The sequence below is a fragment of the Allobosea lupini genome, assembly GCF_900109525.1.
Taxonomy (GTDB): domain Bacteria; phylum Pseudomonadota; class Alphaproteobacteria; order Rhizobiales; family Beijerinckiaceae; genus Allobosea; species Allobosea lupini.
Window position 1 is genome coordinate 376,736 of the sequence record NZ_FOAN01000004.1, and the last position, 24,653, is coordinate 401,388.

20 protein-coding genes are annotated in these 24,653 nt (G+C 67.6%); 4 read left to right on the forward strand and 16 right to left on the reverse strand.

Annotated elements, in window-relative coordinates:
- Window positions 1-20: 20 nt before the first annotated feature.
- From phoU to BMZ21_RS14510, 15 genes are all read right to left on the reverse strand, one after another.
- A complete protein-coding gene (gene phoU / locus BMZ21_RS14440; protein ID WP_091835444.1) occupies window positions 21-746 on the reverse strand; it encodes a phosphate signaling complex protein PhoU in 726 nt (241 codons plus the stop codon).
- 39 nt (window positions 747-785) lie between these two features.
- Window positions 786-1,592, reverse strand: a complete 807-nt coding sequence (gene pstB / locus BMZ21_RS14445) for a phosphate ABC transporter ATP-binding protein PstB (protein ID WP_091835447.1) — start codon at window positions 1,590-1,592, stop codon at window positions 786-788.
- A gap of 22 nt (window positions 1,593-1,614) precedes the next feature.
- Window positions 1,615-2,505: a phosphate ABC transporter permease PstA gene (gene pstA, locus BMZ21_RS14450; RefSeq protein WP_091835450.1), complete on the reverse strand. Its 891-nt coding sequence runs from the start codon at window positions 2,503-2,505 to the stop codon at window positions 1,615-1,617.
- A 15-nt stretch (window positions 2,506-2,520) separates the two neighbouring features.
- Entirely contained in the window at window positions 2,521-3,492 is a 972-nt protein-coding gene (gene pstC / locus BMZ21_RS14455) for a phosphate ABC transporter permease subunit PstC (RefSeq protein ID WP_091835453.1), read from the reverse strand.
- Window positions 3,493-3,666: 174 nt separating this feature from the next.
- Entirely contained in the window at window positions 3,667-4,692 is a 1,026-nt protein-coding gene (gene pstS / locus BMZ21_RS14460) for a phosphate ABC transporter substrate-binding protein PstS (protein WP_091835456.1), read from the reverse strand.
- 108 nt (window positions 4,693-4,800) lie between these two features.
- Entirely contained in the window at window positions 4,801-5,853 is a 1,053-nt protein-coding gene (locus BMZ21_RS14465) for an ATP-binding protein (protein ID WP_091835459.1), read from the reverse strand.
- Window positions 5,854-5,943: 90 nt separating this feature from the next.
- The gene (locus BMZ21_RS14470; RefSeq protein ID WP_091835462.1) at window positions 5,944-7,047 is read right to left on the reverse strand and encodes a helix-turn-helix transcriptional regulator; all 1,104 of its coding nucleotides are present in this window, start codon (window positions 7,045-7,047) and stop codon (window positions 5,944-5,946) included.
- Window positions 7,048-7,159: 112 nt separating this feature from the next.
- A complete protein-coding gene (locus BMZ21_RS14475; protein WP_244543842.1) occupies window positions 7,160-8,107 on the reverse strand; it encodes a lysylphosphatidylglycerol synthase domain-containing protein in 948 nt (315 codons plus the stop codon).
- Window positions 8,108-8,327: 220 nt separating this feature from the next.
- Entirely contained in the window at window positions 8,328-9,851 is a 1,524-nt protein-coding gene (locus tag BMZ21_RS14480; protein ID WP_091835467.1) for an ABC-F family ATP-binding cassette domain-containing protein, read from the reverse strand.
- A gap of 326 nt (window positions 9,852-10,177) precedes the next feature.
- Window positions 10,178-10,741 (reverse strand): hypothetical protein, encoded by a 564-nt coding sequence (locus tag BMZ21_RS14485; RefSeq protein WP_208862284.1) that lies wholly within the window; start codon window positions 10,739-10,741, stop codon window positions 10,178-10,180.
- Between the two features lie 72 nt (window positions 10,742-10,813).
- Entirely contained in the window at window positions 10,814-12,607 is a 1,794-nt protein-coding gene (locus tag BMZ21_RS14490; RefSeq protein ID WP_091835471.1) for an ABC transporter ATP-binding protein/permease, read from the reverse strand.
- Between the two features lie 144 nt (window positions 12,608-12,751).
- Window positions 12,752-13,228: an SRPBCC family protein gene (locus BMZ21_RS14495; RefSeq protein ID WP_091835474.1), complete on the reverse strand. Its 477-nt coding sequence runs from the start codon at window positions 13,226-13,228 to the stop codon at window positions 12,752-12,754.
- 45 nt (window positions 13,229-13,273) lie between these two features.
- Window positions 13,274-13,948 carry a glutathione S-transferase family protein gene (locus BMZ21_RS14500; RefSeq protein ID WP_091835477.1) on the reverse strand — a complete coding sequence of 225 codons (675 nt, stop codon included), beginning with the start codon at window positions 13,946-13,948 and terminating at the stop codon, window positions 13,274-13,276.
- A 65-nt stretch (window positions 13,949-14,013) separates the two neighbouring features.
- Entirely contained in the window at window positions 14,014-14,487 is a 474-nt protein-coding gene (locus BMZ21_RS14505; protein WP_091835480.1) for an SRPBCC family protein, read from the reverse strand.
- The gene (locus tag BMZ21_RS14510) at window positions 14,484-14,837 is read right to left on the reverse strand and encodes an ArsR/SmtB family transcription factor (RefSeq protein WP_091835484.1); all 354 of its coding nucleotides are present in this window, start codon (window positions 14,835-14,837) and stop codon (window positions 14,484-14,486) included. The genes BMZ21_RS14505 and BMZ21_RS14510 overlap by 4 nt, the downstream gene beginning before the upstream one ends.
- Before the next feature lie 189 nt (window positions 14,838-15,026).
- Between BMZ21_RS14510 and BMZ21_RS14515 the strand changes: the two genes are divergently transcribed.
- Both BMZ21_RS14515 and BMZ21_RS14520 read left to right on the forward strand, forming a co-directional pair.
- Entirely contained in the window at window positions 15,027-16,070 is a 1,044-nt protein-coding gene (locus BMZ21_RS14515; RefSeq protein WP_091835488.1) for a GMP reductase, read from the forward strand.
- Window positions 16,071-16,230: 160 nt separating this feature from the next.
- Entirely contained in the window at window positions 16,231-17,460 is a 1,230-nt protein-coding gene (locus BMZ21_RS14520; RefSeq protein WP_091835491.1) for a TIGR03862 family flavoprotein, read from the forward strand.
- Here the strand turns inward: BMZ21_RS14520 and mutS are convergent.
- The gene (gene mutS / locus BMZ21_RS14525) at window positions 17,444-20,170 is read right to left on the reverse strand and encodes a DNA mismatch repair protein MutS (RefSeq protein ID WP_091835495.1); all 2,727 of its coding nucleotides are present in this window, start codon (window positions 20,168-20,170) and stop codon (window positions 17,444-17,446) included. The two genes, BMZ21_RS14520 and mutS, sit on opposite strands and share 17 nt — an antisense overlap.
- A gap of 102 nt (window positions 20,171-20,272) precedes the next feature.
- On the opposite strand from mutS, the gene BMZ21_RS14530 reads away from it, so the two are divergent.
- A complete protein-coding gene (locus tag BMZ21_RS14530) occupies window positions 20,273-22,108 on the forward strand; it encodes a methyl-accepting chemotaxis protein (RefSeq protein ID WP_091835498.1) in 1,836 nt (611 codons plus the stop codon).
- A 134-nt stretch (window positions 22,109-22,242) separates the two neighbouring features.
- Window positions 22,243-24,528: an NADP-dependent malic enzyme gene (locus BMZ21_RS14535; RefSeq protein ID WP_091835501.1), complete on the forward strand. Its 2,286-nt coding sequence runs from the start codon at window positions 22,243-22,245 to the stop codon at window positions 24,526-24,528.
- Window positions 24,529-24,653: the final 125 nt, after the last annotated feature.

The following is a 24,653-nucleotide window of genomic DNA, read 5'->3' on the forward strand; positions in this document are numbered from 1 at the left end:
CCGTTCAAGCGCCCGCCGGTTCAGCCATTGGCCGCCGGCAGGTCGACGAGGATGTTGGTGGTGTCGAGCTTCGGCCGGGTCTCGTCGATCGACTGGCCGGTGACGAGATAGTGGATGGTCTCGGCGATGTTGGTGGTGTGGTCGCCGATGCGCTCGACGTTCTTGGCGCAGAACAGCAGATGCGTGCAGAAGGTGATGTTGCGCGGGTCCTCCATCATATAGGTCAGGAGCTCGCGGAACAGCGAGGTGTAGAGCGCGTCGATCTCGTCGTCGCGGCGCCAGACATCCATCGCCTTCTGCTCGTTGCTGGCGGCATAGGCGTCGAGCACGTCCTTGAGCTGGGCCTGGACCAGGCGGCTCATATGCTCGAGGCCGACGACGGCGCGATGCGGCGGCGAGAACTGGCCGGAGATCGCGACGGCGCGCTTGGCGATGTTCTTGGCGAGGTCGCCGACGCGCTCGATGTCGGCGGCGATGCGGATTGCCGAGATCAGCTCGCGCAGGTCGTTCGCCAGCGGCTGGCGGCGAGCGATGGTCAGCACCGCCTTTTCCTCGACCTCGCGCTGGAGATTGTCGAGGCGCTGGTCGGCACTGATGATCTTCTGGGCGAGCGCGGTGTCGCGGCGCACCAGAGCCACGGTGGAGTCGCCGAGCATGCGCTCGGACATGCCGCCCATCTCGGCGAGGCTGCGGCGCAGGCCCTCGAGATCGGCGTCGTAGGAGCGGACGATATGTTGATCCGACATCGGGCGTATCCTTCGAGTCTGGCCGGCGCTTTCAGAACGTCAGCCGAAGCGGCCGGTGACGTAGTCCTGCGTCTGCTTCTTGTGCGGGTTCATGAAGATCGTGTTGGTCGCGTCGAACTCGATCACCTCGCCCAGATACATGAAGGCGGTATACTGCGAGATGCGCGCCGCCTGCTGCATGTTGTGGGTGACGATGACGATGGTGAAGTCGGTCTTGAGCTGCTCGAGCAGGTCCTCGATCTTGCCGGTCGAGATCGGGTCGAGCGCCGAGGTCGGCTCGTCGAACAGGATGACCTCGGGCTTCTGGGCGATGGTGCGGGCGATGCACAGGCGCTGCTGCTGGCCGCCCGAAAGGCCCATGCCGGAGCTCTTCAGCTTGTCCTTGACCTCGTCCCAAAGCGCGGCGCGGCGCAAGGCGCCCTCGACACGGTCATCGAGCTCCGACTTCGGCGGCTTCTCGTAGAGACGGATGCCAAAGGCGACATTGTCGTAGATCGACATCGGGAACGGAGTCGGCTTCTGGAAAACCATGCCGATGCGCGAGCGCAATTCGTTCACGTCGATGTCGTTCGAGATGATGTTGCGGCCGTCGAGCAGGATCTCGCCGGTCGCCTTCTGCTCGGGATAGAGCGAGTAGATCCGGTTGAAGATGCGCAGCAGGGTCGACTTGCCGCAGCCCGACGGGCCGATCAGCGCCGTGACGTGCCGGTCGCGGAAGTCGAGGTTGATGTTCTTCAGCGCCTTGTGCTCGCCGTAGTAGAAATCGAGGTTCTTCACGGCGATGCGGACGGGCGCTTCGGCATCCAGCGTCTGCGGGCTCAGTTCGAGGGTCGAAAGCATCTGCATGGTCCTTCCGATCGGACGCTATTCACTTGCCGCCGCGCACGATGCGCCGGGCGATGAGGGAAAGCACGAGGATTGAGACGGTGATGATCAGCGATCCCGCCCAAGCGAGCTGCTGCCAGTTCTCGTAAGGGGCCGACGCGAACTGGTAGATCGTCACCGGCAGGTTGGAGACGCCGCCGAGCAGCGTCGGCGAGAACCAGAAGCTGTTGTTGAGCGCGGTGAAGATCAGCGGCGCGGTCTCGCCGGCGATACGGGCGAGGGCCAGGAGGATGCCGGTGACCATGCCGGACTTGGCGGCACGCCAGGTGATCGAGGTGATCACGACCGAGGGCGGCGCGCCAAGCGCCGAGCCGGCCTCGCGCAACGGGCCGGGCACCAGGCGCAGCATGTCCTCGGTGGTGCGCACGATCACCGGGATCGCGATGATGCCGAGCGCGACGCCGCCGGCCCAGCCGGAATAGCCCCCGAGCGGCTCGACCAGGATGACGTAGACGAACAGGCCGATCAGGATCGACGGCGCCGAGAGCAGGATGTCGTTGATGAAGCGGATCAGGTCGGCGAGCTTCGAGCCTTTGCCGTATTCGGCCAGATAGGTGCCGGCGAGCACGCCGATCGGCGTCGCCACTGCGATGCCGAGGAAGGTCAGCACCAGCGAGCCGACGATGGCGTTGGCGAGGCCGCCGCCCTCTGAACCCGGGCCTGGCATGGTCTCGGTGAAGGTCGCGGCGGAGAGCCCGCCAAGGCCCTTCACGACCAGCATGCCGAGGATCCAGAACAGCACCGAGATCGCAAGCAATGTGAAGCCTGTCGCGATGATCTTCATCGCGCGGTCGGCGACCCGGCGCGACTGGCGTACCCGGCCCCAGGTTGCAGGGGGCAGCGCGCGAGCGGTTGAGGGCGTGGCGAGGCTCATGGTCTTTCCGTTCGCTCAGAAGGATTTGACCCGCGCGACCAGGATGCGCGCGATCACCAGGACGACGAAGGTAACGAAGAACAGGATGCAGCCGAGCGCGATCAGCGCATTGAGCTGCAGGCCAATCGCCTCGTTGAACTCGTTGGCGATACGCGAGGCGATGGTCGAGCCGGGATCCATGATCGAGGCCGAGAGCCGGTTGGCGTTGCCGACGACGAAGGTAACCGCCATGGTCTCGCCGAGCGCGCGGCCGAGGCCAAGCATGATCGCGCCGATGATCGAGACACCGGCCTGCGGGACGAGAACATGCCGCACCACCTCCCAGGTCGTGGCGCCGATGCCATAGGCGCTCTCGCGCAGAACCGAAGGGATCTGGTCGAGCATGTCGCGCACGATCGAGGCGATGAATGGGATGATCATGAACGCCAGGATGATGCCCGCCGACAGGATACCGAGGCCCGACGGGGAGGCGGCGTAGAGGATCGTGCCGACGATCGGCATGCCCTCGACGATGCGTGAGACCGGCTGCTGCACATAGGCCGCGAACAGCGGCACGAAGACGAACAGGCCCCACATGCCATAGATGATCGATGGCACGGCGGCGAGCAGCTCGATCGCGGTCGAGACCGGCCGCTTGAACCAGGGCGGAGCGAGCTGCGTCAGGAAGACTGCGATGCCAAGCGACAAGGGGACGCCGATCAGCAGTGCGAGAAAGGCTGTCGAGAGCGTACCGACAATGGCTGGCCAGGCGCCGTACTGATCGTTCTGCGTGTCCCAGACGCTGGAGGTGATGAAGCCCAGGCCCATCTCGCGAAAGGCCGGCCAGCCGCCGATGATCATCGAAAGCATGATGCCGGCGAGCAGCACAAGCACGAACAAGGCCGACAGGAGGCTGGCGTTGCGGAAGACGATATCGAAGGTGCCCTTCGGAGTCTTGCGCTGAGCGCCAGCGGCCGGAAGGCTCATAGGGTCTGTCACGGCTGTCATCCGTGGAACTCCGGTCTAAGCCAGCAATCGCAGGCAACAAGATTAAGAACGATCGTTTCTCTGGATCGAACCTTCATCCCGAGCAGCGGACAATGAGCACCGCTGCTCGGGATGAAGGTCGAGTGAGAGGCGAAGCGGGGGATGCTCCCCGCTTCGCCATGTCGTTGTAATCGCTCAGAAGACCGGCTTGCTGGAGGCGTCGGTGATACCCTTCCAGCTGGCGCGGATCTGGTCCTTCACGTTCGCGGGCATCGGCACGTATTCGAGATCGACCGCGAGCTTGTCGCCGTTCTTGTAGGCCCAGTCGAAGAAGGCCAGCGCAGCCTTGGACTGCTCGGGCTTCTCGGCCTTCTTGTGCATCAGGATGAAGGTCGCCGAGGTGATCGGCCACGCCTTCTCGCCAGGCTGGTTGTTGATGATGATGCCGAAACCGGGCGCTTCATTCCAGTTGGCGTTGGCCGCCGCGGCCTGGAAGGACTCGGTCTCCGGCACCGGGAACTTGCCGTCACGGTTCTGGACGAGGCCGTAGGCGAGCTTGTTCTGCTTCGCGTAGGCGTATTCGACATAGCCGATCGAGTTGGCGATCTGCTTGACCGAGGCCGAGACGCCCTCATTGCCCTTGCCGCCGATGCCGACCGGGAACTGCACCGAGGTGTTGGCGCCAATCTTCGACTTCCACTCAGGCGAGACGCGCGAGAGATAATCGGTCCAGACGAAGGTCGTGCCCGAACCGTCGGAACGATAGACCACGGTAATGTTGGCGTCGGGCAGCTTCACATCCGGGTTCAGGGCGGTGAGCTTGGGGTCGTTCCACTTCTTGATGTTGCCCTGGTAGATGTCCGACAGGATCGGACCCGAGAACTTGATCTGGCGAGCCTCGACGCCGGCGATGTTGATCGCCGGGACGAGCGCACCCATCACGGCCGGGAACTGCAGCAGGCCGTCCTTGTCCAGGTCCTCGCCCTTCAGCGGCATGTCGGAGGCGCCGAAATCGACGGTCTTCGACTTGATCTGGCGGATGCCGCCGCCCGAGCCGATCGACTGGTAATTCAGACCGATGCCGGTATCCTTCTTATAAGCTTCGGCCCATTTGGCGTAGATCGGGAAGGGGAAGGTCGCGCCGGCGCCGGTGATGTCGGCAGCCTGGGCAGCGCCCGTCAGGCCGATGGCGGCGGCTGTGAGAATGAGAAGTTTGCGCATCAGATGTCCTCTCTGGATCGCAAGTGCAGCGGCCCTGCTAGAACACCGGCTATATGACAGCCACATGACACACAGTCATGATAGGGCGCTTGCCGCCGTCACAAATCGTTAACGGGTCGGCTCCAGCAGGCGCGGCAGGATCGCCCGGAAGGTCGCGCCCTGGCCGACCACGCTCTCGATCGTCAGGCGGCCGCGATGGCGCAGGACGATGTGCTTGACGATGGCGAGGCCGAGGCCGGTGCCCCCGGCCTCGCGGCTCGCGGCGGTGTCGACCCGGTAGAAGCGCTCGGTCAGGCGCGGCAGGTGCTCCGGGGCGATCCCGGGACCGTCATCGCGCACGCTGAGGCTGGCCTCCTCGCCGGATATCGCGACGGTGATGCCGACCTCGCCGCCGCGCTGGCCGTATTTGATCGCGTTCTCGACCAGGTTCTCCATCAGCCGCAGCAATTCGTCGCGGTCGCCGGCGACGGTGACGGGCTGCTGCGGCGCGTCGAGCTTCAGCGTCACCTCGCGCTCGCGCGCCATCAGGACAAGGGAGTCGAGAATTTCGCGGGCGATGCTGGCGAGATCGACCGGCGTCTCCGGCGCGAGATGGGCGCGCAGTTCGATGCGCGACAGCGAGAGCAGGTCGTCGACGAGACGCGCCATGCGCAGGCCCTGCTCGCGCATGATCGTCAGGAAGCGGTCGCGCGCCACCGCATCGTTGCGCGCCGGGCCCTGCAAGGTCTCGACGAAGCCGAGCACGGACGCGAGCGGCGTGCGCAGCTCGTGGCTGGCATTGGCGACGAAATCGACGCGCATGCGCTCGGTCATGCGCTGCTCGCTGAGATCCTCGAAGGTCAGGAGCACGGCGCGGCGCCAGCCGCTGCCGGCGAGCGCGGCGATATGGATGCGGAAGGTGCGCTCGACCGGCACGCGCTCGATCAGCTCGACGGCGCGGCGGCCGCCATGGCGCGAGACCTGCTCGATCGCGTCGATCAGATCGGGATCGCGCATCACGAGGGCGAGCGGCTTGCCCTTGGCGAGCGCCGTGACCAGCGCCGGAGCCGTCGGGCTCAGCGCCTGGATCACTCCCTGCGGGTCGAGCAATACGGCGGGAACGCCGATGGCCTCGATCAGCGCCGCCGTGACAGGCGCCTTCGGGTCGACCAAAGCGTGCATGCGGTTCCTGCCTTCCGATGCGTGGCCTGCGGCGAGGCGTCATAGGCCGGAGCGGTGGTGCAGCGCAATTCCCCCGCGCGAAACCGGGCGCTATTCGCTTGCGATCGGCCGCGACAGCAGGTCCGGGGCACCCGGAGACTGAATGCCACCCAGCAGCTGGATCAGCTCGGCTTGGCGGCGCACACCCGTCTTGGCGAAGACGGATTTGAGCTGGCCCCGCACGGTTTCAGGCCGGATGCCATGGTTGTTCGCGATTCCGGAAACCGTGCCGCCCGACAGGAGAAGCCGGGTCACCTTCGCCTCCGCCGGGCTGAGATCGAACAGCGCTTCGAGGATGGCCGCGGACGGCGCCGCACCACGGCCGACCTCGGTGAGATAGAACAGCTGGGCCGCGCCGGAGAAGACGTCGAGCCCGGCGCGCCTGAGCGGAACGAGATGCGCGACGAAGGCGGGCCGGTCGCCGGTGGCGCGGATCGGGAACGACAGCCCGGCGTCCCCCGCCACGTCGAGATGGAGCTGCAGGCGCTCGTTCGCCATGGGATCGGAGAGACGCACGCGGTCGAAGGCGCCGATCTCGAACGCCCCGCACGCGATGATCAGCTCATTGGCCGCAAGCACGCTATGGCGGCCAGTGATGATCGCAGCCGGCAGGCCGATCAACTCCAGCGCCGCGACGCTGGCACGCGCCCGCTCGAGGCCGAGACGCGCCGCGATGATCGAGGCCCGCGCCAGATGCGGCCGGAACTGGTCGAGCGCGGCGGCCGTCTCGCGCGGAACCGGGCCGTCGGCGTAGAGGCGCTCGATCGAGAAGACGATGCTGTCGCCACTGGTCGCACGGATCGAGGTGCCGACGCACCAGCCCAAGCCACGCGGCCTCAGGAAATCGCGATAGAACGGGTCCTGCTCCAGCTCCTGCGGCGCGATCGCATCGAGATCGGTCAGGAAACGCGGTTCGTAGAGCGGGACCAGGCGCTTGCCCCGTAGATTGTCCGCGACGAAGGGCGAAGCGACCCATTCGGCCGCGACGCCTTGGATGGCCTGCGAGGAGGTCCACTGGAACCGGCTCGGCGATGCCGCGAACAGGATGGTGCCGACGGCGCCAGCCATGGCCGCCAGCCGGTCGAGCACATCAGCCCATCGCTCCGGCACGACGGCGGCCTCGTAGATCTCGTCGATGAGGTGCGCCGCGTCCACTGCTCTCCCCGGGCCGGTTGCTTCCTTGCGACAGGCCCGGCAGAATCGAGGTGGCGTCGACCAGCGGCCACGTCAAGGAGACGCCTGCCCGATCGGCGCAGACGCGGCGGCGTCAGATCTCGTGCCGCCGGATGCGCCGGATCATCTCGTTCAGCGCCAGCAGCACCAGCGCCAGGATGAAGGGCAGGATGTAGTAGATGATGCGGAAGAGCAGCAGCGCACCCAGCACCTGCTCGAAAGGCAGCCGGCTGAGCGCGATCAGCATGGTCGCCTCGAAGACGCCGAGCCCACCCGGCGCATGGCTGGCGATGCCGACCAGGCATGCGAAGATATAGGCGGCCAGGAAGCTTTCATAGGGCAGGTTGTGCCCGCCCGGCAGCAGGACATAGAGCACGGCGGCGGCGGCGCAGACTTCGGCAGCGCCCAGCAGCATCTGCGCGAGGGTAATGCCCAGCCCAGGCAGCGGCAGGTTCCAGCCGCTGACCCGCAAGGTGCGCTCGCCGGTCGCGACCCAGAAAAGGTAGCCTGCCGTGCCGAGCGCCACGGCGGCGCCGACAACCTGGATCACCAGCGGCGAGGTCCGCGCCAGCACGGCGACCGATTCCGTCGCATAGAACAGGCTGGCGCAGAGGATCATGCCGAGTCCGAGCCAGAAGGTCAGGCCGGCGATCACGGTGAGGCTCGCAACCTCCGAGGCGCGCACGCCCTTGGCCGAATAGACCCAGTAGCGCACGGTCCCGCCGGTCACGATCGGGAAGCCCAGCGTAAAGGCGACGGAATAGCTGGTGAAGGAGGCGAGCGCCGTGGTTCGATAGGGGATCGACAGGCCGAGCCGGCGCAACGCGACCGCGTCGTAGCCGGTCAGCAGCAGATAGCTCAGCGTGGTGAAACCCAGCGCCAGCAGGAGCTGGCGCTGGCTGGCGTTGGCGAAGGCGCGGGCAAGCTCGCCGGGCTCGATCTCGCGGACGATGTAATAAAGCACCACCAGCGATGCCGCGAAGATCACCGACGAGGCGAGCGGGCCGAGCCACCACCAGCGGCTGCGCTTGCGCAACGGCATTCCGGGCTCGTGCGGGCCGAACGACATCAGTGCTCTTGTCGGGTTGCGCACGCACGCAGAACGCGGCGAGCAAGGCGGGTTGCTGGCGGCTGGCCTGGCGGCCGGACCCGAGAGATAGCGCCTTCGCCGCGATGCACAAGACAGGACGGCGCGACGAATGCGCGCCATGAGGCCTACGCAGGACGCGCCAGCCTCATGGCGGTAGCGATGGCCGCGGCGGTCAACCCTCCGCCTCCATCGCCTCCCGGAAGAAAGCTTCGGGGTCGTCGACCTCGACCAGCCGCCGCTTGTCGATCCGCCAGAAGCGGTTGCCGACAGCGCGGACGAAGCTGCGATCATGCGAGACCAGCAGGCAGCTGGTCTCGCCGGCGGTGAGCTCGACCTCCAGCGCCTCCTGCCCCTCGATGTCGAGATGGTTCGTGGGCTCGTCCAGCAGGTAGAAATTCGGCCTGGCGAGGCGCAGCACCAGCATGGCGAGCCGCGCCCGCTGCCCACCGGAGAGCGCGCCGATCGGCCCGGTCTGGCGATCGATGGCGATACCGGCGCCGGCGAGCAGGCCACGGGCCGGCTGGTCGCCGACATCGAAGCGCCGGCTGATCAGCCCGTGCGGGGTATCACCATCAGGCAATTCGGCGAGGCTCTGGCTGGCGTAACCGAGTGCCAACGAGGGGGTCGCCCTGATACCTGCCTGCTCCTCGCCGCGAATGGCAGCGTGGAGCATGGCGACGAGCAGCGACTTGCCGGCGCCGTTGAGGCCGAGCAGTACGACACGATCGCCCGGACTGATCCAGCGTCTGCCAGCCCTGAACAGCAGCCGACCGCCCGGGGCCGCGACCGCGACGTCGTCGAGCTCGACCAGCGCCCGCACATGCGTCGTGCTGCTGGCGAGCCTGATCGCCCCGGCAGAGCGCTCGCGATGGGCCGGGCGGACCGTCGCTTCGAGCTCGTCGGCGCGGCGCTTGAGCTGCCTGGTCTTGCTGAGCAGGAGATCGCTGCCGGAGTTGATGCCGATATTGTTCAGCTTCGCCGCCTGCCGCCGCATCTGCTGGACGGACTTGAGGTCACGCTCGTGCCGGCGCGCCTGCGCCGCATCGGTCTGGTCGAGCGTTGCACGCGCCGGCGAATAGGGCAGCGCGAACAGTTGCGAGCTCTTCTGGCGCAGGAACAGCGTCCGATTGGTCGTCGCGTCGAGGAAGGCGCGGTCATGGCTCGACAGGATCACCGCGACGTCGCGCGGCAGGGCGGCGAGCCAGCTCTCCAGCACGCCGATGCGCGCGAGATCGAGATGGTTGGTGGGTTCGTCGAGCAGCAGCAGATCCGGCTCGACGATGCCGGCGCGCGCGATAAGGACGAGCCTTTGCCAGCCACCGCTCAATTGCCCGAGCGGGCGGCGGCGCAGTTCTTCCGGTATCGCGAGCGAATCCAGCGCGACCTCGACGCGCCAATGCTCGCTCTCGCGCTGGTCGGCCGGCAGCATGTCGAGCAGCAACTGGTCGACAGACTGCTCCAGCAATTGCGGCGAGGCGTCCTGCTCGACATGGCCGATGCGCAGGCCGCGCGAGCGGGTGATCTCGCCGGCGGATGGTTCGAGCGAACCAGAGAGGCAGCGGAGCAGGGTCGACTTGCCGCGGCCATTGGCGGCGACGAGGCCAAGGCGGTCGCCCGGTACGATGGAGAACGAGAGGTCGGAAAACAGGGGCGCGCCCAGCGTGACGCCGAGATTGCGAAGGGTAGTCAAGGTCATGGTCGGTCTCGGAACTGCCCGAGCCGCGCTCCGTCATTCGGCCGGGGTCCTTGCCCCGAGCATCACGAATGCGGAACGCCTGGCTCGATGAGGGATGGACGCAGCTGGCCGAGCTTTGGGCTCGAAGACGCTACGCCCTCACGAAGGGCAGACCTAGAAGAGACCTGAAACGATCGCCTGTGCGGTCAGCCCTGCAAGCCGGCTTGCAGGGCCTGAACGGGGCCGCGCTGACGATGGTGACGAAAGAACGTGATCACGCAGCCCTCCCCGGTTGGCATGCGGCGATGGGACGGAATTAGCGCCGTTCAGCGACCGGCGCAACCGCTTCAGGCGGTCTTGCGGAAGACGCGGAGCGTCTTGAACTCGCCGATCTCCTCGACCTGGCGCGACGTCGCCCACTCCGCGATCATCGGCTTAGCCGCCTCATAGGCGAAGGAGCCGGTGTAGAACAGGATATGGCCGCCGGCATCGGTCTGGTCGGTGAAGAGCTGCATCACCTGAAGATCGGTCAGCGCACCATAGGAGTCGTTCTTCTCGCTGCGGAACTCGCAGGAGTGGAACAGCGTGACGATGTCGAAGCGCGGCAGCAGCCGGGCATTGCTGGTGTAGATGTCGCCGAAATAAGCGGAATAGGTCTTGGTGATCGTCGGATTGTCGATCGCGAGCTTGACGAAGGCCTCGTATTCCTTGGGCGAGGCGGTGATCCCGAGCACGGTGTTGTCGAACTCCGGCTCGGCGCAGCGGATGCCGACATAATGGTGGCCGCCGGTGCCGAAATGGTAGATGCGCTTGCCGGTCAGGCCCTGCTCTTCCAGCCATTCGACGAAATGCACGTCGCAGGGGCACTGCTCGACCCGCAGGCCCCAATAGACGTCCCAGATGTTCAGCATGCGTTTGACTCCGTTTTTGAGACAGGCCGGTCCAGCCGGCGCGGATGGGAAAAGCGTGAACAGGCCCGAGCATCAGCCGCCGCCGGCTTCGACCCGTGTGGTCGGGCGCGGCATGTCGGACGAGGCGATGCGGGCGACGCCGCCGGCGCGCCGCATGGTGAGGTGATGATCGGCAGCCTCGGCGAAACCGGGACTTTGGCCGATCAGCAGCATCACCGCATCCGGCCGCGCCGCCCTGAGCCGCGAGAGCAGTTCGAGCGCCGCCTCGGTCTCGAGCCCGCTCGTCGCCTCGTCGAGCACGAGGATATCCGGCTTCGCCAATTCGGCGCGTGCCAAAGCGAGGCGCTGGCGATCGCCGGTGGTCAGCGCCTTGTCCCAGTCGTGCGCGAGATCGATCTGCGACACCAGGCTTGAGAGGCCGTAATGCCGCAATGCGGCGGCGGCCTCTGCGTCGCTGTGGCCGCCGATCGGGTCGAGCGCGGCGCGCAGGCTGCCTTCCGAGAGATGGAGATGCTGCGGCAGCACGGCGATGCGCGCCCCGTCCGGCAGGGCCACCGCGCCGCGCCCCCACGGCCAGAGGCCCGCCACCGCCTGGATCAGCGCGGCCTTGCCATGGCCGAGCTCGCCGGCGACGTGCAATGTCGCGCCGGCGGGCAGAGCCGTCGAGACGTCGGCGAGCAAGGTGCGGCCGTCGCGATCGGTCAGCGTCAGCTCGTCCAGCCGCAGGCCCGCGTCTTCGCTGGCGAGGACGGCGATGTCGCTCTCGGCCACACCGGCTTCGATCGCGCCGAGCGCGACGGCAAGCTCGTTGACCCGCCGCGCCGAAGCCAGCCATTCGGCGATGCGCATGAAGTTGTCGAGCACCCAGTTGAAGGCGTTCTGCACGGCGACGAAGGCGGCGGCGACCTGGACGACGTCGCCGAGCGACATCTCGCCCGAGAGATATTTCGGCGCCGCCAGCAGCAGCGGCACCACCGGCACCAAGGCCCCGCTGCCATTGGTGATCCAGGTCAAGCGGCCGCGCTGGCGGATCATCGCGAGCCAGCGCGCCACCAGCGTGTCATAGGTCGCGGCGACGGCGCGGCGCTCACCGGTCTCGGCGCGAGAGAGCGCGATCGTCTCGCCATGGTCGCGGATGCGCATCAACGAGAAGCGCAGGCGCGCCTCGCCCTCATTGCGGGCGGCGATCAGACGCGGCAGCGGCCGGCCGACCCAGGTGATGAGGCCGGAGACCAGCACGGCGTAGATGATCGCCGCCAGGACCATATAGGCGGGGATCTCGAAGGGGACGCCGTGCGCCTCGACGCTGAGCGAGCCGCCGATCGACCAGAGGATGCCGATGAAGGTGATCGCGGTGATGACGGCCGAGAGCAGGCCGATGGCGAAATCGACCACCGGCTCCGTGGCCCAGCGGACATCGTCGGCGATGCGGTATTCGGGATTGGCCGGCTCGTAGCCGGAGAGGCCGAGCCGGTAGAACCTTCGCTCGCCGATCCAGCCATCGGCGAGCTTGGCGGTGACCCAGGCGCGCCAATGGACCTGGAAGGTCTCGCGCGAGATCAGGATGATGACGCCGAGGCCTGCCGCGATCAGCACCAGCACCGGGAAGACGGCCATGGCGATCAGCGCGCTCTCGCCGTCCTTCTTCTCGAGCGCATCGAAGAACCAGCCGTTCCAGCGGTTGACCGTGACGTTGGCAAAGACGGAGAGGATGATCGCGCTCGCCAGCGTCAGCGACCAGAGCCAGGCCCGGCCGGCGGTGCCGCCGCGCCAGAAGCCGCCGGTGAGACGGGCGAAGCTCTTGGTGACCTGCCAGTCGGATGGCGGGCCGGCCGGCACGGTGTTCGGATCGACGGCCTTCAGCACAGTCGAGTGATCCCCCCGGATCGCGACATCGGAGGCGGCGCCCGCCGGGTCTTCCCGGTTCGGATGCCGCCAGCATGCCGGTTAGCCGGCCGGGGATGAACTGCGGCTGAATGGAGTTAGGCTCCATGCAGCCTGATCGAGGCGTCAGGCGGCCGGGTTGGCGGGCTCGCCGAGTATCCTGGCAAGCGCCTCCAGCAATTCACGCGAGCCTTCCTCGCGATGGATCGGGCCGTCCTTGCCGTCGAGATAGGCACCCTGCTCGGTGAAGACGAACCTGGTGCCGGTTCCCTCGGGCACGAACTCCATGGTCAGCAGCGAGCCCGAGAGCGGCGCGCCATCGATCGCCATGGCATAGGCGAGGATGATGCGCTCGTTCGGCTGGATCACCTGGTAGACGGTGTCATTGGTGATCGGCGGGCCGCCCTGGAAGCGAAAGCGGCTGCGCTCATGGCCGCCGACGCGGAAATCGACATCGAACTGCTCGACCTCCCAGCCTTCGCCCTCGGCAAACCAGCGGCGCTTCTGCGCGGGATCGGCGAAGGCTGCGAAGACGCGGGCGGGCGAGGCGGCATAGCTGCGCTCGATGGTGAAGCTGGCATGGACGACGGGATTGGCGGTCATGGTCTTGTCCTTTCGACAGTGGCGGTGTGGGTTCGCGAAGCCGTGCTAGCGGGAGAGCCCGGCATCGCCTGGATTGCGTGGGAAGTACTCGAAATAGGGCTCGGCCTCGGCCAGAGCGCGGGCATAGGACGGCCGCGTGCGCAGACGCTCGAAATAGGCCCAGAGCCGCGGATGGCTGTCGCGGAAGGACAGCGCCCGCTCGGCATAGAACAGCGCCGGTGCGGCCGAGCAGTCGGCCAGGCTGAACGCGTCGCCGAGCGCCCATTGCCGCTCGCCGATCTCCGCTTCGAGCACGTCATAGGCGCAAGCGAGGGTCGCCTTGGCCTCGGCGACGCCGACCGGGTCATTGCTTCCTTCCGGGCGCAGCCGGTCGAGCACCACCTTTTGCATGGGGATGGCGACATAGAGATCGAAAATCCGGTCGAGCCGCCGGACTTCGAGCGCCGCGACCGGGTTCTCCGGCAGCAGCGCCATCGGGCCGGGATAGTGCAGGGCGAGATACTCGATGATCAGGCTGGTCTCCGGCACCAGCCTTCCATTGCTGTCGTCGCGCAGCAGCGGGAACTTGCCGATCGGCCAGAGCTTCAGGAAATCGGCGCGCTCGTCGGCATCGCCGAAATTGACGAGATGCGGCGTGAACCGTGTCTCGTTCTCGTAGAGCGCAACCAGCACCTTCTGGCAGAACCCCGAGAGCGGGTGGAAATAGAGCGTCAGGGACATGAGTGTGCATTCCTGCTTCTGGAAAGGAGCGGGCTGAAACGGGATTGGTCGACGATGGCTGTGGTTCAGGCTGGTGCCTGCTCCTGCGCGAGATAGTCCGCCAGCCGGTCGAAGCCGATGCGCGAGCCCTGCTCTCGCCAGTCAGGCCGGTCGTGCCCGTCGAGGAAGGCGGCCTGCTCGGTGAAGCGAAGCCTTGTGCCGGCGCCGTCGCGATGGAACTCGATCGTCGCCAGCGAGATCGACAGGCGGATATCGTCGCGCAGCAATTCGTAGCTATAGATGATGCGCTGCTCCGGCACGATCTCGTGGAAGGTCGCGTTCATCGCGTAGACGCCGCCTTCGGCCGGGGCGCCGCGCATGGTCTCGCGGCCGCCTTCGCGGAAATCCAGCACATGCTCGCCGAGTCCGCCCTCGTCATGGCAGGCCGACCAGCGCCTTTTGGCGGCGGGATCGGCAAAGGCGGCGAAGACGCGGGCCGGGCTCGCATCGTAATGGCGCTCGATGGTGAAATCGGCGTGGACGACGGTCCGCTCGCTCATGGCTCGTCTCCTTGCTTCACGTCCTGGTCCTGCTCGGCGAGGAAGGCGCCGAGCCGGTCGAAGCGTCGCTCCCAGAGGGCGCGGCGCTCGCTGATCCAGCGCTCCGCCGCCCGCAACGCCTGCGTGTCGAGCTGGCAGGTGCGGACCCGCCCGATCTTCTGCGTCCGCACCAGCCCGGCTCCCTCGAGAACCGAAAGATGCTGCACCACCGCCGACAGCGTCATCGCGAGCGGCGCCGCGAGCTCGCTGACGCTCGCCGGCCCCTCGCAGAGCCGCTGCACCATCTGCCGGCGGTTCGGATCCGCCAGCGCCTGGAACATGAGATCGAGCTGGTCAGGTTGGTGAAGCATGCGCTTAAGTATCGTGCTGCGAGCAGCCTGTCCAGAGAAACTTTAGAGATTACTAAAGTTTGATTCCGCCGGAACCCCACCCTCTCCCGGCGCATTGCTCCGCAGGGTTCGAGCGGCTATGAATCCCGGCACGCTCCCTCATCCTGCGTGCGCTTTTTTTGACCTGCGCCAGTCGCCGGAGCTTTGATCATGCGCATCGAGAACGATCCGAAACTCGACTTCCGCGACGTGCTGATCCGGCCAAAGCGCTCGACGCTCGGCAGCCGCGCCGAGGTCGACGTCAACCGGAGCTTCCGCTTCGCGCATACCGGCCGCGAGTGGACCGGCTTCCCGCTGATCGCCGCGAACATGGACGTGGTCGGCACCATGGCGATGGCACGCGCGCTCTTGAAGCACGGCGCCATGGTCGCCCTGCACAAGCACTATGACGCCGACGAGCTGATCGCCTTCTTCAAGGAGGAGGGATCGGCCAATGCCTTCTATTCGCTGGGCACCACCGATTCCGACCATGACAAGCTCAAGGCGGTGCATGCCAAGGCGCCGATCGACAAGATCTGCCTCGACGTCGCCAATGGCTACACCGAAAAATTCGTCGACACCGTCAAGGCGACCCGCGACGCCTTCCCGAACGCGGCGATCATGGCCGGCAACGTCGTCACCGGCGACATGACCGAGGCGCTGATCCTGGCCGGCGCGGATATCGTCAAGGTCGGCATCGGCCCGGGCTCGGTCTGCACCACCCGCAAGATGACCGGCGTCGGCTATCCGCAGCTCTCGGCGATCATCGAATGCGCCGACGCGGCCCATGGCCTGAAAGGACTGGTCTGCGGCGATGGCGGGCTGACCGTGCCGGGCGACGTCGCCAAGGCCTATGGCGGCGGCTCCGACTTCGTGATGATGGGCGGCATGCTCGCCGGCCATGACGAATGCGAGGGCGAGATCCGCTACGAGACCCACGACGGCGAGAAAGTGCCGGTCGCGATGGTGTTCTACGGCATGTCCTCGGACACGGCGATGAAGAAATATTCCGGGGGCGTCGCCAAGTACCGGGCCTCCGAGGGCAAGACCGTCGAGGTGCCCTATCGTGGCCCGGTCGAGGGCACGATGCAGGAGATCATGGGCGGGGTGCGCTCGGCGATGACCTATATCGGCGCCGTCCGGCTCAAGGAGATGCCGAAGCGCACCACCTTCATCATGGTCGGCAGCCAGCTCAACACCGTGTTCGGCAATTGAGACTGCCGGCAGCATAGTCCCGAGCAAAAAAGAATGCTGTCGTCCCGGGCGACCGGAGGGAGACCCGGGACCCATTCCCGAACCTCTTTCGGAAAGGCTCCGGAATGGATCCCGGATCTCCGCTTCGCTGCGTCCGGGATGACCCGCGAGAAAAGGCCGGATGGTTCATACTAGAGACATCGACGTCGCCGTCGTCGGCGCCGGCCCTGCCGGGCTGATCGCGGCCGAGCGGCTGGCGCAGGCCGGCCGCAAGGTCGCGCTCTACGAGCGGATGGCCTCGCCGGCGCGCAAATTCCTGCTCGCCGGCCGCGGCGGGCTCAACCTGACGCATTCCGAGCCGCTCGACGCTCTTCTTGAGCGCTATGGCACCGCGCGCGCCTGGCTGGAGCCGGCAATCCGCGCCTTCCCGCCGCAGGCGCTGCGCGACTGGGCCGATGGGCTCGGGGCGGAGAGCTTCACCGGGTCGAGCGGACGCGTCTTCCCCAGGGCGATGAAGGCCTCGCCGCTGCTGCGGGCCTGGCTGGCCCGGCTCGACGGGCTCGGCGTCGCGCTGCATTCGGGGCGGCTCTGGTCGGGATGGGATGAGAGCGGCGCGCTGCGCTTTGCGGTTCGCGATGGCGCTGAGGAGATCGTGACGCCGCGCGCGACCCTGCTGGCGCTCGGCGGGGCGAGCTGGCCACGCCTCGGCGCGGACGGGTCCTGGGTCGAATTGCTTGCTGGCAAGGGCGTTGTGATCGCGCCACTGCGCCCCGCCAATGCCGGTTTCTCGGTCGACTGGTCGCCCTTGATGCGCGAGCGCTTTGCCGGTCAGCCGCTGAAGCGGATCGCGCTGAGCATCGCCGGACAGCGCGTGATGGGCGAGGCGATGATCGACGCAGGAGGTATCGAGGGCGGAGCGATCTATGCGCTGTCGGGCCCGCTGCGGGAGACCATCGCCCGCGATGGCGAAGCGACCCTGACGATCGACCTGCGACCGGACCTGATCGAGCCGGAGCTGGCCAACCGGCTGGCGAAGCGCCGTGCGGGCGAGACGCTGAGCAACCATCTGCGCAAGGCGGCGGGACTTTCGCCGGTTGCGGCGGCCGTGCTGCGGGAGGCTACGAGCGGACCGCTGCCGGCCGAGCCCGACGCGCTCGCGGGGCTTATCAAGGCTGCGCCCTTGCGCCTCACCGGCATGGCCTCGCTCGCCCGCGCCATCTCGACCGCCGGCGGCATCCGGGCCGAAGAGATCGACCAATATTTCATGCTGAAGCGCCTGCCTGGGATTTTCGTCGCCGGCGAGATGCTCGACTGGGAGGCGCCGACCGGCGGCTATCTGCTGCAGGCCTGCTTCGCCACGGGCATCGCAGCGGCGGAAGGGATCGGGCGCAGGTTCAATTCAGCCGCTTGAGCCTGTAGAGCGCCTCCAGCGCCTCGCGCGGCGTCATCTCGTCGGGGTCGAGCCCGGCGAGCGCCTCGCGCAATTCGTCGGGGCCGGCGACCGGGACGGCTGCCGGCGCGGGTTTGCGCATCTGCACCGCGAAGAGCGGGAGATCGTCGACCAAAGCCGCGACCGGCTTTTCGCGCTCGCTCTTCTCCAGCTCGGAGAGGATGGCGCGGGCGCGCTCGACCACGGCCGGCGGCAGGCCGGCGAGCTTGGCGACCTGAATGCCGTATGAGCGATCGGCGGCACCCGGCACGACCTCGTGCAGGAAGACGACTTCGCCATTCCATTCGGTGACGCGCACGGTGGCGTTGGCGACCCGGTCGAGCCGCTCGGCCAGCGCGGTCAGCTCGTGGTAATGCGTCGCGAACAACGCCCGGCAGCGATTGGCCTCGTGCAGATGCTCGATCGCGGCCCAGGCGATCGAGAGACCGTCGAAGGTCGCGGTGCCCCGGCCGATCTCGTCGAGGATGACCAGCGCCCGCGGCCCGGCCTGGTTGAGAATCGCCGCGGTCTCGACCATCTCGACCATGAAGGTCGAGCGGCCCCGCGCCAGATCGTCGGCGGCGCCGACGCGCGAAAATAGCCGGTCGACGATGCCGATATGGGCACTTTGCGCCGGCACGAAAGAGCCCATCTGGGCGAGCACAGCAATCAGCGCATTCTGGCGCAGGAAGGTCGACTTGCCCGCCATGTTCGGACCAGTGATCAGGCAGATGCGGCCGTCGCGGCTTTTGCCCGACGCGGACAGCTCGCTGTCATTGGCGACGAAAGGCTGGCCCTGCCGCTTCAACGCCGCCTCGACGACGGGATGGCGGCCGGCCCTGATGGTGAAGGCGGCTCCGTCATCGACCTGGGGCCTGGTCCAGCCGCCATCGATGGCAAGCTCGGCCAGTGCCGCGGCAACGTCGATCACCGCCAGCGCCTGCGCCGCCGCCTTGATCGGCTCGGCCTGCGCGAGCACGGCTTCGGTCAGCGCGGCGAAGATCGAAAGTTCGAGCTTGAGCGCCCGGTCGGCGGCCGAGGCGATCTTGGCTTCGAGCTCGCCGAGCTCGACCGACGAGAAGCGCATCGCGTCCGACATGGTCTGGCGATGCACGAAGACGGCGCGCCAGGGCTCCCGGAGGAAGGTCTCGCCAACCGCCTGCGGCACCTCGACGAAATAGCCGAGCATGGAATTGTGCTTGATGCGCAGGGTCCGGCAATCGGTCTCGGCGGCATAGCGCGCCTGCAATTGCGCGATCACCTTGCGCGAGTCGACCTGGAGGAGCCGGAGCTCGTCGAGCGCCGGATCGAAGCCCTCGCGGACGAAGCGGCCGTCGCGCTTCAGCAGCGGTAATTCGTCGGCAAGCGTGTTGGCGAGGCGCGTCGCCAGATCCGGATCGGTGCGCCCCAGCGCCAGCGCCGCCTCGCGCAATTCCTCCGGCAGACCCCCCTGGCGCAGCAGCGCCGCGGCGACTCCGCGCGCCGCCTCCAGTCCGGCGCCGAGCGCGGCGAGATCGCGCGGGCCGCCGCGGTCGAGCGAGAGCCGCGCCAGCGCACGGGCGATGTCGGGCACGCGCGACAGATCGCGCCGCAGCGCCTCGCGCAGCGAGGGCACCTCGACAAGCAGCGCGACGGCGTCGTGCCGCCTGCCGATCGCCTCGGGATCGGTGAGCGGGCCAGCGAGTCGCTCGGCGAGCAGGCGGCTGCCACCCGGTGTCTCGGTCCGGTCGATGGTGGCGAGCAGGCTGCCGGTGCGCTCTCCCGCGAGGGTCCGGGTGAGTTCGAGATTGGCGCGGGTCGCCGCGTCGATCAGCATGGTCGCGCTCATCCCCTCGCGGACGGGCGGCGACAAAGGCGGGCGGGCGCCGAGCTGGGTGCGCTCGACATAGGCGAGCGCGGCCGCGGCGGCGGCGATCTCGGCGCGGCTGAAGGCGCCGAAGGCGTCGAGCGTGGCGACGCCGAAGAACTCCTTAAGCCGCCGCTCGCCGGAGGCCGGATCGAGCCCCTCGCGCGCCAGCGGCGTCACGGGAGCGGCGACATCGCGCCAGAATTCCCTGAGCTCGGGATCGTCATGGATCGCATCGGGGCAGACGATCTCGCGCGGCTCCAGACGAGCGAGTTCGACGGCAAGGCCGCGTTGATCTGTCTCCAGCACGGCGAAGCGGCCGGTCGAGATGTCGAGCGCGGCGATGCCATAGGCGTAGATCTCGTCCGAGACCCGGCGCCGGGCCACGGCGACGAGCAGGCTCGCCCGGCCGGGATCGAGCAGGCGCTCCTCGGTGATGGTGCCGGGGGTGACGAGGCGCACGACGTCGCGCTTCACCACCGATTTGGCGCCGCGCTTCTTGGCCTCGGCCGGGTCCTCGATCTGCTCGCACACGGCGACGCGATGGCCGGCGGCGATCAGCTTCTGCAGGTAGTCGTCGGCGCGCTCTACGGGCACGCCGCACATGGCGATGTCTTCGCCGAGATGCTTGCCGCGCTTGGTCAGCACGATACCGAGGGTGCGCGAGGCGATCTCGGCGTCCTGGAAGAACAATTCGTAGAAATCGCCCATCCGGTAGAACAGCAGGCAGTCCGGATTGTTTGCCTTGATCTCGACGTACTGCGCCATCATCGGCGTGACGCGGCCGGCGTCGGCCGCAGCTGCGGTCCTGGCGTCCGCGATGTCGTCTGGTTTTGTGTGGCGCATGGGGCGCGCACGCTAGCAAATCGCGCCGGCAAGGCCATCCGTTAGGACTGCTTTCAACATATTTAAGCAGGGTCCGTGAGCTGTCTCCGGCCAAGGCCCGCCATGTCGCTGTTCATAAACCTGATCCAGAGCCTGTCCTTCCTGCTGTTGGCGGCTCTGATCCTGACCGCAGCGGCCAGCTGGATCGACCAGCGCCCGCTGCTGCGCCAGTTTGCGGTCGGCGTCCTGTTCGCGGTCGGTGCGCTGTGCAGCATGGCCAATCCCTTCGTCATCCAGCCCGGGCTGGTGGTCGATTCCCGCAACACCTTCGCTATCCTGGCAGGGCCGATCGGCGGGCCGATCGCGGCGCTGCTGACTGCCGTGCCGCTGGCGGTGGCGCGCTACAATCTCGGCGGCGTCGGCATGCCGACCGGGATCGCGGGGATCGTCCTGCATGCCGTCGCGGGCGCGATCTATGCCGCCTGGCTCGGCCGACAGAAGCGTTCGCTGACGCTGCGCGATCTCGCCTGGCTCAGCCTGATCAGCGCCGGCTGCCTGATCGCCTCGAACATCTTCATGCCGAACTGGGCCGCGGCCGAGCGCTTCCTCACCGAGGCGGTGCCGATCATGATCGTCGTCGGCACGCTCGGCACCGTGCTGGTCGGGCTCGTCCTCAGCAATGACCGCGAGCGGCGCGAGACCGCCTATCGCTACAAGACGCTGCTCGATCATGTGCCCGGCACGCTCTATCAGCGGATCGATCGGCCGGACGGCGAGCGCCGCTACCGCTTCGTCAGCTACCGCCTGGACGAATTGCTCGGCATCGGCCGCGAGGCGATCGAGAGCGATCCCGAGATTCTCCTGTCGAGAATCCTGCCGGAGGATCGCCAGCGCTGCTCGTCGACCAACGAGGAAGACCAGATCAACGAGCTCGGGCACCGGCGCACCGAACTGCGCTACCAAGCCGCCAGCGGCGCCGTCGTCTGGCTGCGCAGCGAGGCGACCCGGCGGCACCTGCCCGACGGCACGACCGTCTGGGACGGCATCCTGATCGACGTGACCACGGAAAAGACGCTGGCGAACGGCCGGCAGGAGATCGAGACGCTGCGCAAGGCCGCGCTGGAGGAGCTCGCCGTCAATCTCGAAGTGACCGTGGGCAAGGCGCTGCGCCGGGTCGGCGAGTCCGCGCGCAGCATGCTCGAAGCCGCGCAAGGCATGGCCGCCAATGCGGACCGCACCACTGCCCGCGCCGGCGAGGCGACGGAGCAGGCCGAGCTCGCCTCGCAGCGGGTCGGCAGCGTCGCCGATGCGGCCGAGCGGATCGACGCCTCGATCCGCGAGCTCACCCGCCAGACCGATCTCGCAGCCGAGACCGCCCGGCAGGCGGCCAGGCATGTCCGCTCGACCAGGACCGATGTCGACGGGCTCGCGGTCGCCGCCGACAAGGTCGGCGCCGTGCTCGCCTTCATCGAGGACATCGCGGTGCGCACCAATCTGCTCGCGCTCAACGCGACGATCGAGGCGGCGCGCGCCGGCGTCGCCGGGCGCGGCTTCTCGGTGGTCGCCGGCGAGGTCAAGAATCTCGCCGAGCAGACCCAGCAGGCGACGCAGGACATCGCCGCGACGCTGCAGGAGATCCGCGGCGCCGCAGCGGCAGTCGCCGACGCCGTCGGACAGATCGAAGGCACGATGGGGACGATCGAGACGACCTCGGACGCGATCGCACAGGTCGTCACCGGTCAGGGCGCGATCGCTTCGGGCATCGCCCTCGACGCCCAGGCTGTCGCCGGCTCGGCCGCCACCGTCACGCAGAACGTCGCCAGTGCCGGGGGCGAAGCCCGCGCCACCGGCGAAGCCGCCGTGCGCGTCGTCGCCGCGGCGCGCCTGGTCTCTGAGCAGGCGGTCGAGCTCGACCGCTATGTCGGCGACAGCGTCGCGCGCATGCGCGCCGGCCTCTAGAACCGGATCCGAGCGCAGGCCGACCCCTGCCGCAGCGGGAAAACTGCTGTCGCGCAATCGCGCCTTGTCGAGGAAAGCGACGCTGCCCTATGGTCGTTCCCCCCGAGGAAACGCCTGTGAAAAAGAATAAGCGCATGAACGATCGCTCCCCGCCCAAGCGCACCCGTCCGACCTTCACCGACCAGGAGGCGCTGCTCTTCCACTCGCAGGGGAGGCCGGGCAAGCTCGAGATCGTGCCGACCAAGCCGATGGCGACCCAGCGCGACCTGTCGCTGGCCTATTCGCCGGGCGTGGCCGTGCCGGTGCTGGCGATCGCGGAGGACCCGAGCCGCGCCTATGACTACACCACCCGCTCGAACCTGGTCGCGGTGATCTCGAACGGCACCGCCATCCTCGGCCTCGGCAATCTCGGCGCGCTCGCCTCCAAGCCGGTGATGGAAGGCAAGTCGGTGCTGTTCAAGCGCTTCGCCGACGTCGATTCGATCGACCTCGAGGTCGACACCGAGGATGCCGACAAGTTCATCGACGCAGTACGCTATCTCGGCCCGTCCTTCGGCGGCATCAACCTCGAGGACATCAAGGCGCCCGAATGCTTCATCATCGAGCAGCGCCTGCGCGAACTGATGGATATCCCGGTCTTCCATGACGACCAGCATGGCACCGCGATCATCGCCGCCGCCGGCCTGATCAATGCGCTCGACCTGACCGGGCGCGACATCCAGACGACAAGGCTCGTCGTCAACGGCGCCGGCGCCGCCGCGATCGCCTGCACGGAGCTGCTCAAGGCGATGGGCTTCAAGCCCGACAACGTCATCCTCTGCGACACCAAGGGCGTGATCTACCAGGGCCGCACCGAAGGCATGAACCAGTGGAAGTCGGCCCATGCCGCGGTCACCGACCGGCGCACGCTGGCGCAGGCACTGGAAGGGGCGGACGCCTTCTTCGGATTGTCGCAGAAGGGCGCGGTGACGCCGGAGATGGTCGCGTCCATGGCGGAGAACCCGATCATCTTCGCCATGGCCAACCCCGATCCGGAGATCACGCCGGAGGAGGTCCACGCCATTCGCGAGGACGCGATCATGGCGACCGGGCGGTCGGACTATCCGAACCAGGTCAACAACGTGCTCGGCTTCCCCTACATCTTCCGCGGCGCGCTCGACGTGCGCGCCACCACGATCAACATGGAGATGAAGATCGCCGCGGCCGAGGCGCTGGCGCAGCTCGCCCGCGAGGACGTGCCGGACGAGGTCGCCGCCGCCTATCAGGGCTCACGCCCACGCTACGGCAAGGATTACATCATCCCGGTGCCGTTCGACCCGCGCCTGATCCATGTCGTGCCGGCCGCGGTCGCCAGGGCAGCGATGGAGTCCGGCGTGGCCGGCAAGCCGATCGTCGACATGAACGCCTACAAGGCGCAGCTCTCGGCCCGGCGCGATCCCGTCGCCGGCACGCTCAACCGCATCTTCGAGCGCGTGCGACGCTATCCCAAGCGCGTCGTCTTCGCCGAGGGCGAGGAGGAGCAGGTCATCCGCGCCGCCGTCTCCTTCGTCAACCAGGAGCTCGGCAGGGCGATCCTGGTCGGCCGCGAGGAGCGCATCAACGAGACCGCCGAGCATCTCGGCGTCGACCTCGCCGCCAAGGGCATCGAGATCCAGAACGCCAGGCTCTCGCACCGCAACTCCGCCTATGCGCAGTATCTCTACGAGCGGCTGCAGCGGCACGGCTATCTGTTCCGCGACTGCCAGCGCCTGATCAACCAGGACCGCAACCATTTCGCTGCCGCGATGGTCGCGCTCGGCGATGCCGATTCGATGGTCACCGGCGTCACCCGCAACTACTCGATCGCGCTGGAGGAGGTTCGCCGCGTCATCGACGATCGGCCGGGCCACCGCCTGATCGGCGTCTCGATCGCGATCACGCGCGGGCGGACCGTGCTCATCGCCGACACCGCGATCACCGAGATGCCGACGGCGCAGGAACTGTCGGAGATCGCGATCGAGGCCGCCGGCGTCGCCCGCCGGCTCGGTTATGAGCCGAAGGTCGCCATGCTCGCCTTCTCGACCTTCGGCCATCCGGCCGGCGAGCGCTCGGAGAAAGTGCGCGATGCCGTGACGATCCTCGACGGCCAGCGCGTCGACTTCGAGTACGATGGCGAGATGGCCGCAGATGTCGCACTCAATCGCGACCTGATGGCGCAATATCCGTTCTGCCGCCTGACCGGACCGGCGAACGTGCTGGTGATGCCGGCGTTCCACTCGGCCTCGATCTCGACCAAGATGCTGCAGGAGCTCGGCGGCGCCACCGTGATCGGCCCGCTGCTGGTCGGCCTCGACAAGCCGGTGCAGATCGTGCCGCTCGGCGCCAAGGATTCCGACATCGTCAACATGGCGGCGCTGGCGGCGTTCAACATCGGCGGGTGACACCTGCCGTCATGCTCGGGCGAAGACCCGAGCATCTCATGACAAAAAAGGCGCCCTTGAAGGGGCGCCTCTTCCTGCTGGAGATTCTCGGGTCGGCGCTACGCACCGCCCGAGAATGACGCGCG

Bases quoted from the DNA above. Each gene is read 5' to 3' on its own strand.
- phoU (WP_091835444.1), bottom strand. From the start codon at position 746: ATGTCGGATCAACATATCGTCCGCTCCTACGACGCCGATCTCGAGGGC.
- pstB (WP_091835447.1), bottom strand. From the start codon at position 1,592: ATGCAGATGCTTTCGACCCTCGAACTGAGCCCGCAGACGCTGGATGCC.
- pstA (WP_091835450.1), bottom strand. From the start codon at position 2,505: ATGAGCCTCGCCACGCCCTCAACCGCTCGCGCGCTGCCCCCTGCAACC.
- pstC (WP_091835453.1), bottom strand. From the start codon at position 3,492: ATGACAGCCGTGACAGACCCTATGAGCCTTCCGGCCGCTGGCGCTCAG.
- pstS (WP_091835456.1), bottom strand. From the start codon at position 4,692: ATGCGCAAACTTCTCATTCTCACAGCCGCCGCCATCGGCCTGACGGGC.
- BMZ21_RS14465 (WP_091835459.1), bottom strand. From the start codon at position 5,853: ATGCACGCTTTGGTCGACCCGAAGGCGCCTGTCACGGCGGCGCTGATC.
- BMZ21_RS14475 (WP_244543842.1), bottom strand. From the start codon at position 8,107: ATGCCGTTGCGCAAGCGCAGCCGCTGGTGGTGGCTCGGCCCGCTCGCC.
- BMZ21_RS14480 (WP_091835467.1), bottom strand. From the start codon at position 9,851: ATGACCTTGACTACCCTTCGCAATCTCGGCGTCACGCTGGGCGCGCCC.
- BMZ21_RS14485 (WP_208862284.1), bottom strand. From the start codon at position 10,741: ATGCTGAACATCTGGGACGTCTATTGGGGCCTGCGGGTCGAGCAGTGC.
- BMZ21_RS14495 (WP_091835474.1), bottom strand. From the start codon at position 13,228: ATGACCGCCAATCCCGTCGTCCATGCCAGCTTCACCATCGAGCGCAGC.
- BMZ21_RS14500 (WP_091835477.1), bottom strand. From the start codon at position 13,948: ATGTCCCTGACGCTCTATTTCCACCCGCTCTCGGGGTTCTGCCAGAAG.
- BMZ21_RS14505 (WP_091835480.1), bottom strand. From the start codon at position 14,487: ATGAGCGAGCGGACCGTCGTCCACGCCGATTTCACCATCGAGCGCCAT.
- BMZ21_RS14510 (WP_091835484.1), bottom strand. From the start codon at position 14,837: ATGCTTCACCAACCTGACCAGCTCGATCTCATGTTCCAGGCGCTGGCG.
- BMZ21_RS14515 (WP_091835488.1), top strand. From the start codon at position 15,027: ATGCGCATCGAGAACGATCCGAAACTCGACTTCCGCGACGTGCTGATC.
- BMZ21_RS14520 (WP_091835491.1), top strand. From the start codon at position 16,231: ATGGTTCATACTAGAGACATCGACGTCGCCGTCGTCGGCGCCGGCCCT.
- mutS (WP_091835495.1), bottom strand. From the start codon at position 20,170: ATGCGCCACACAAAACCAGACGACATCGCGGACGCCAGGACCGCAGCT.
- BMZ21_RS14530 (WP_091835498.1), top strand. From the start codon at position 20,273: ATGTCGCTGTTCATAAACCTGATCCAGAGCCTGTCCTTCCTGCTGTTG.
- BMZ21_RS14535 (WP_091835501.1), top strand. From the start codon at position 22,243: ATGAACGATCGCTCCCCGCCCAAGCGCACCCGTCCGACCTTCACCGAC.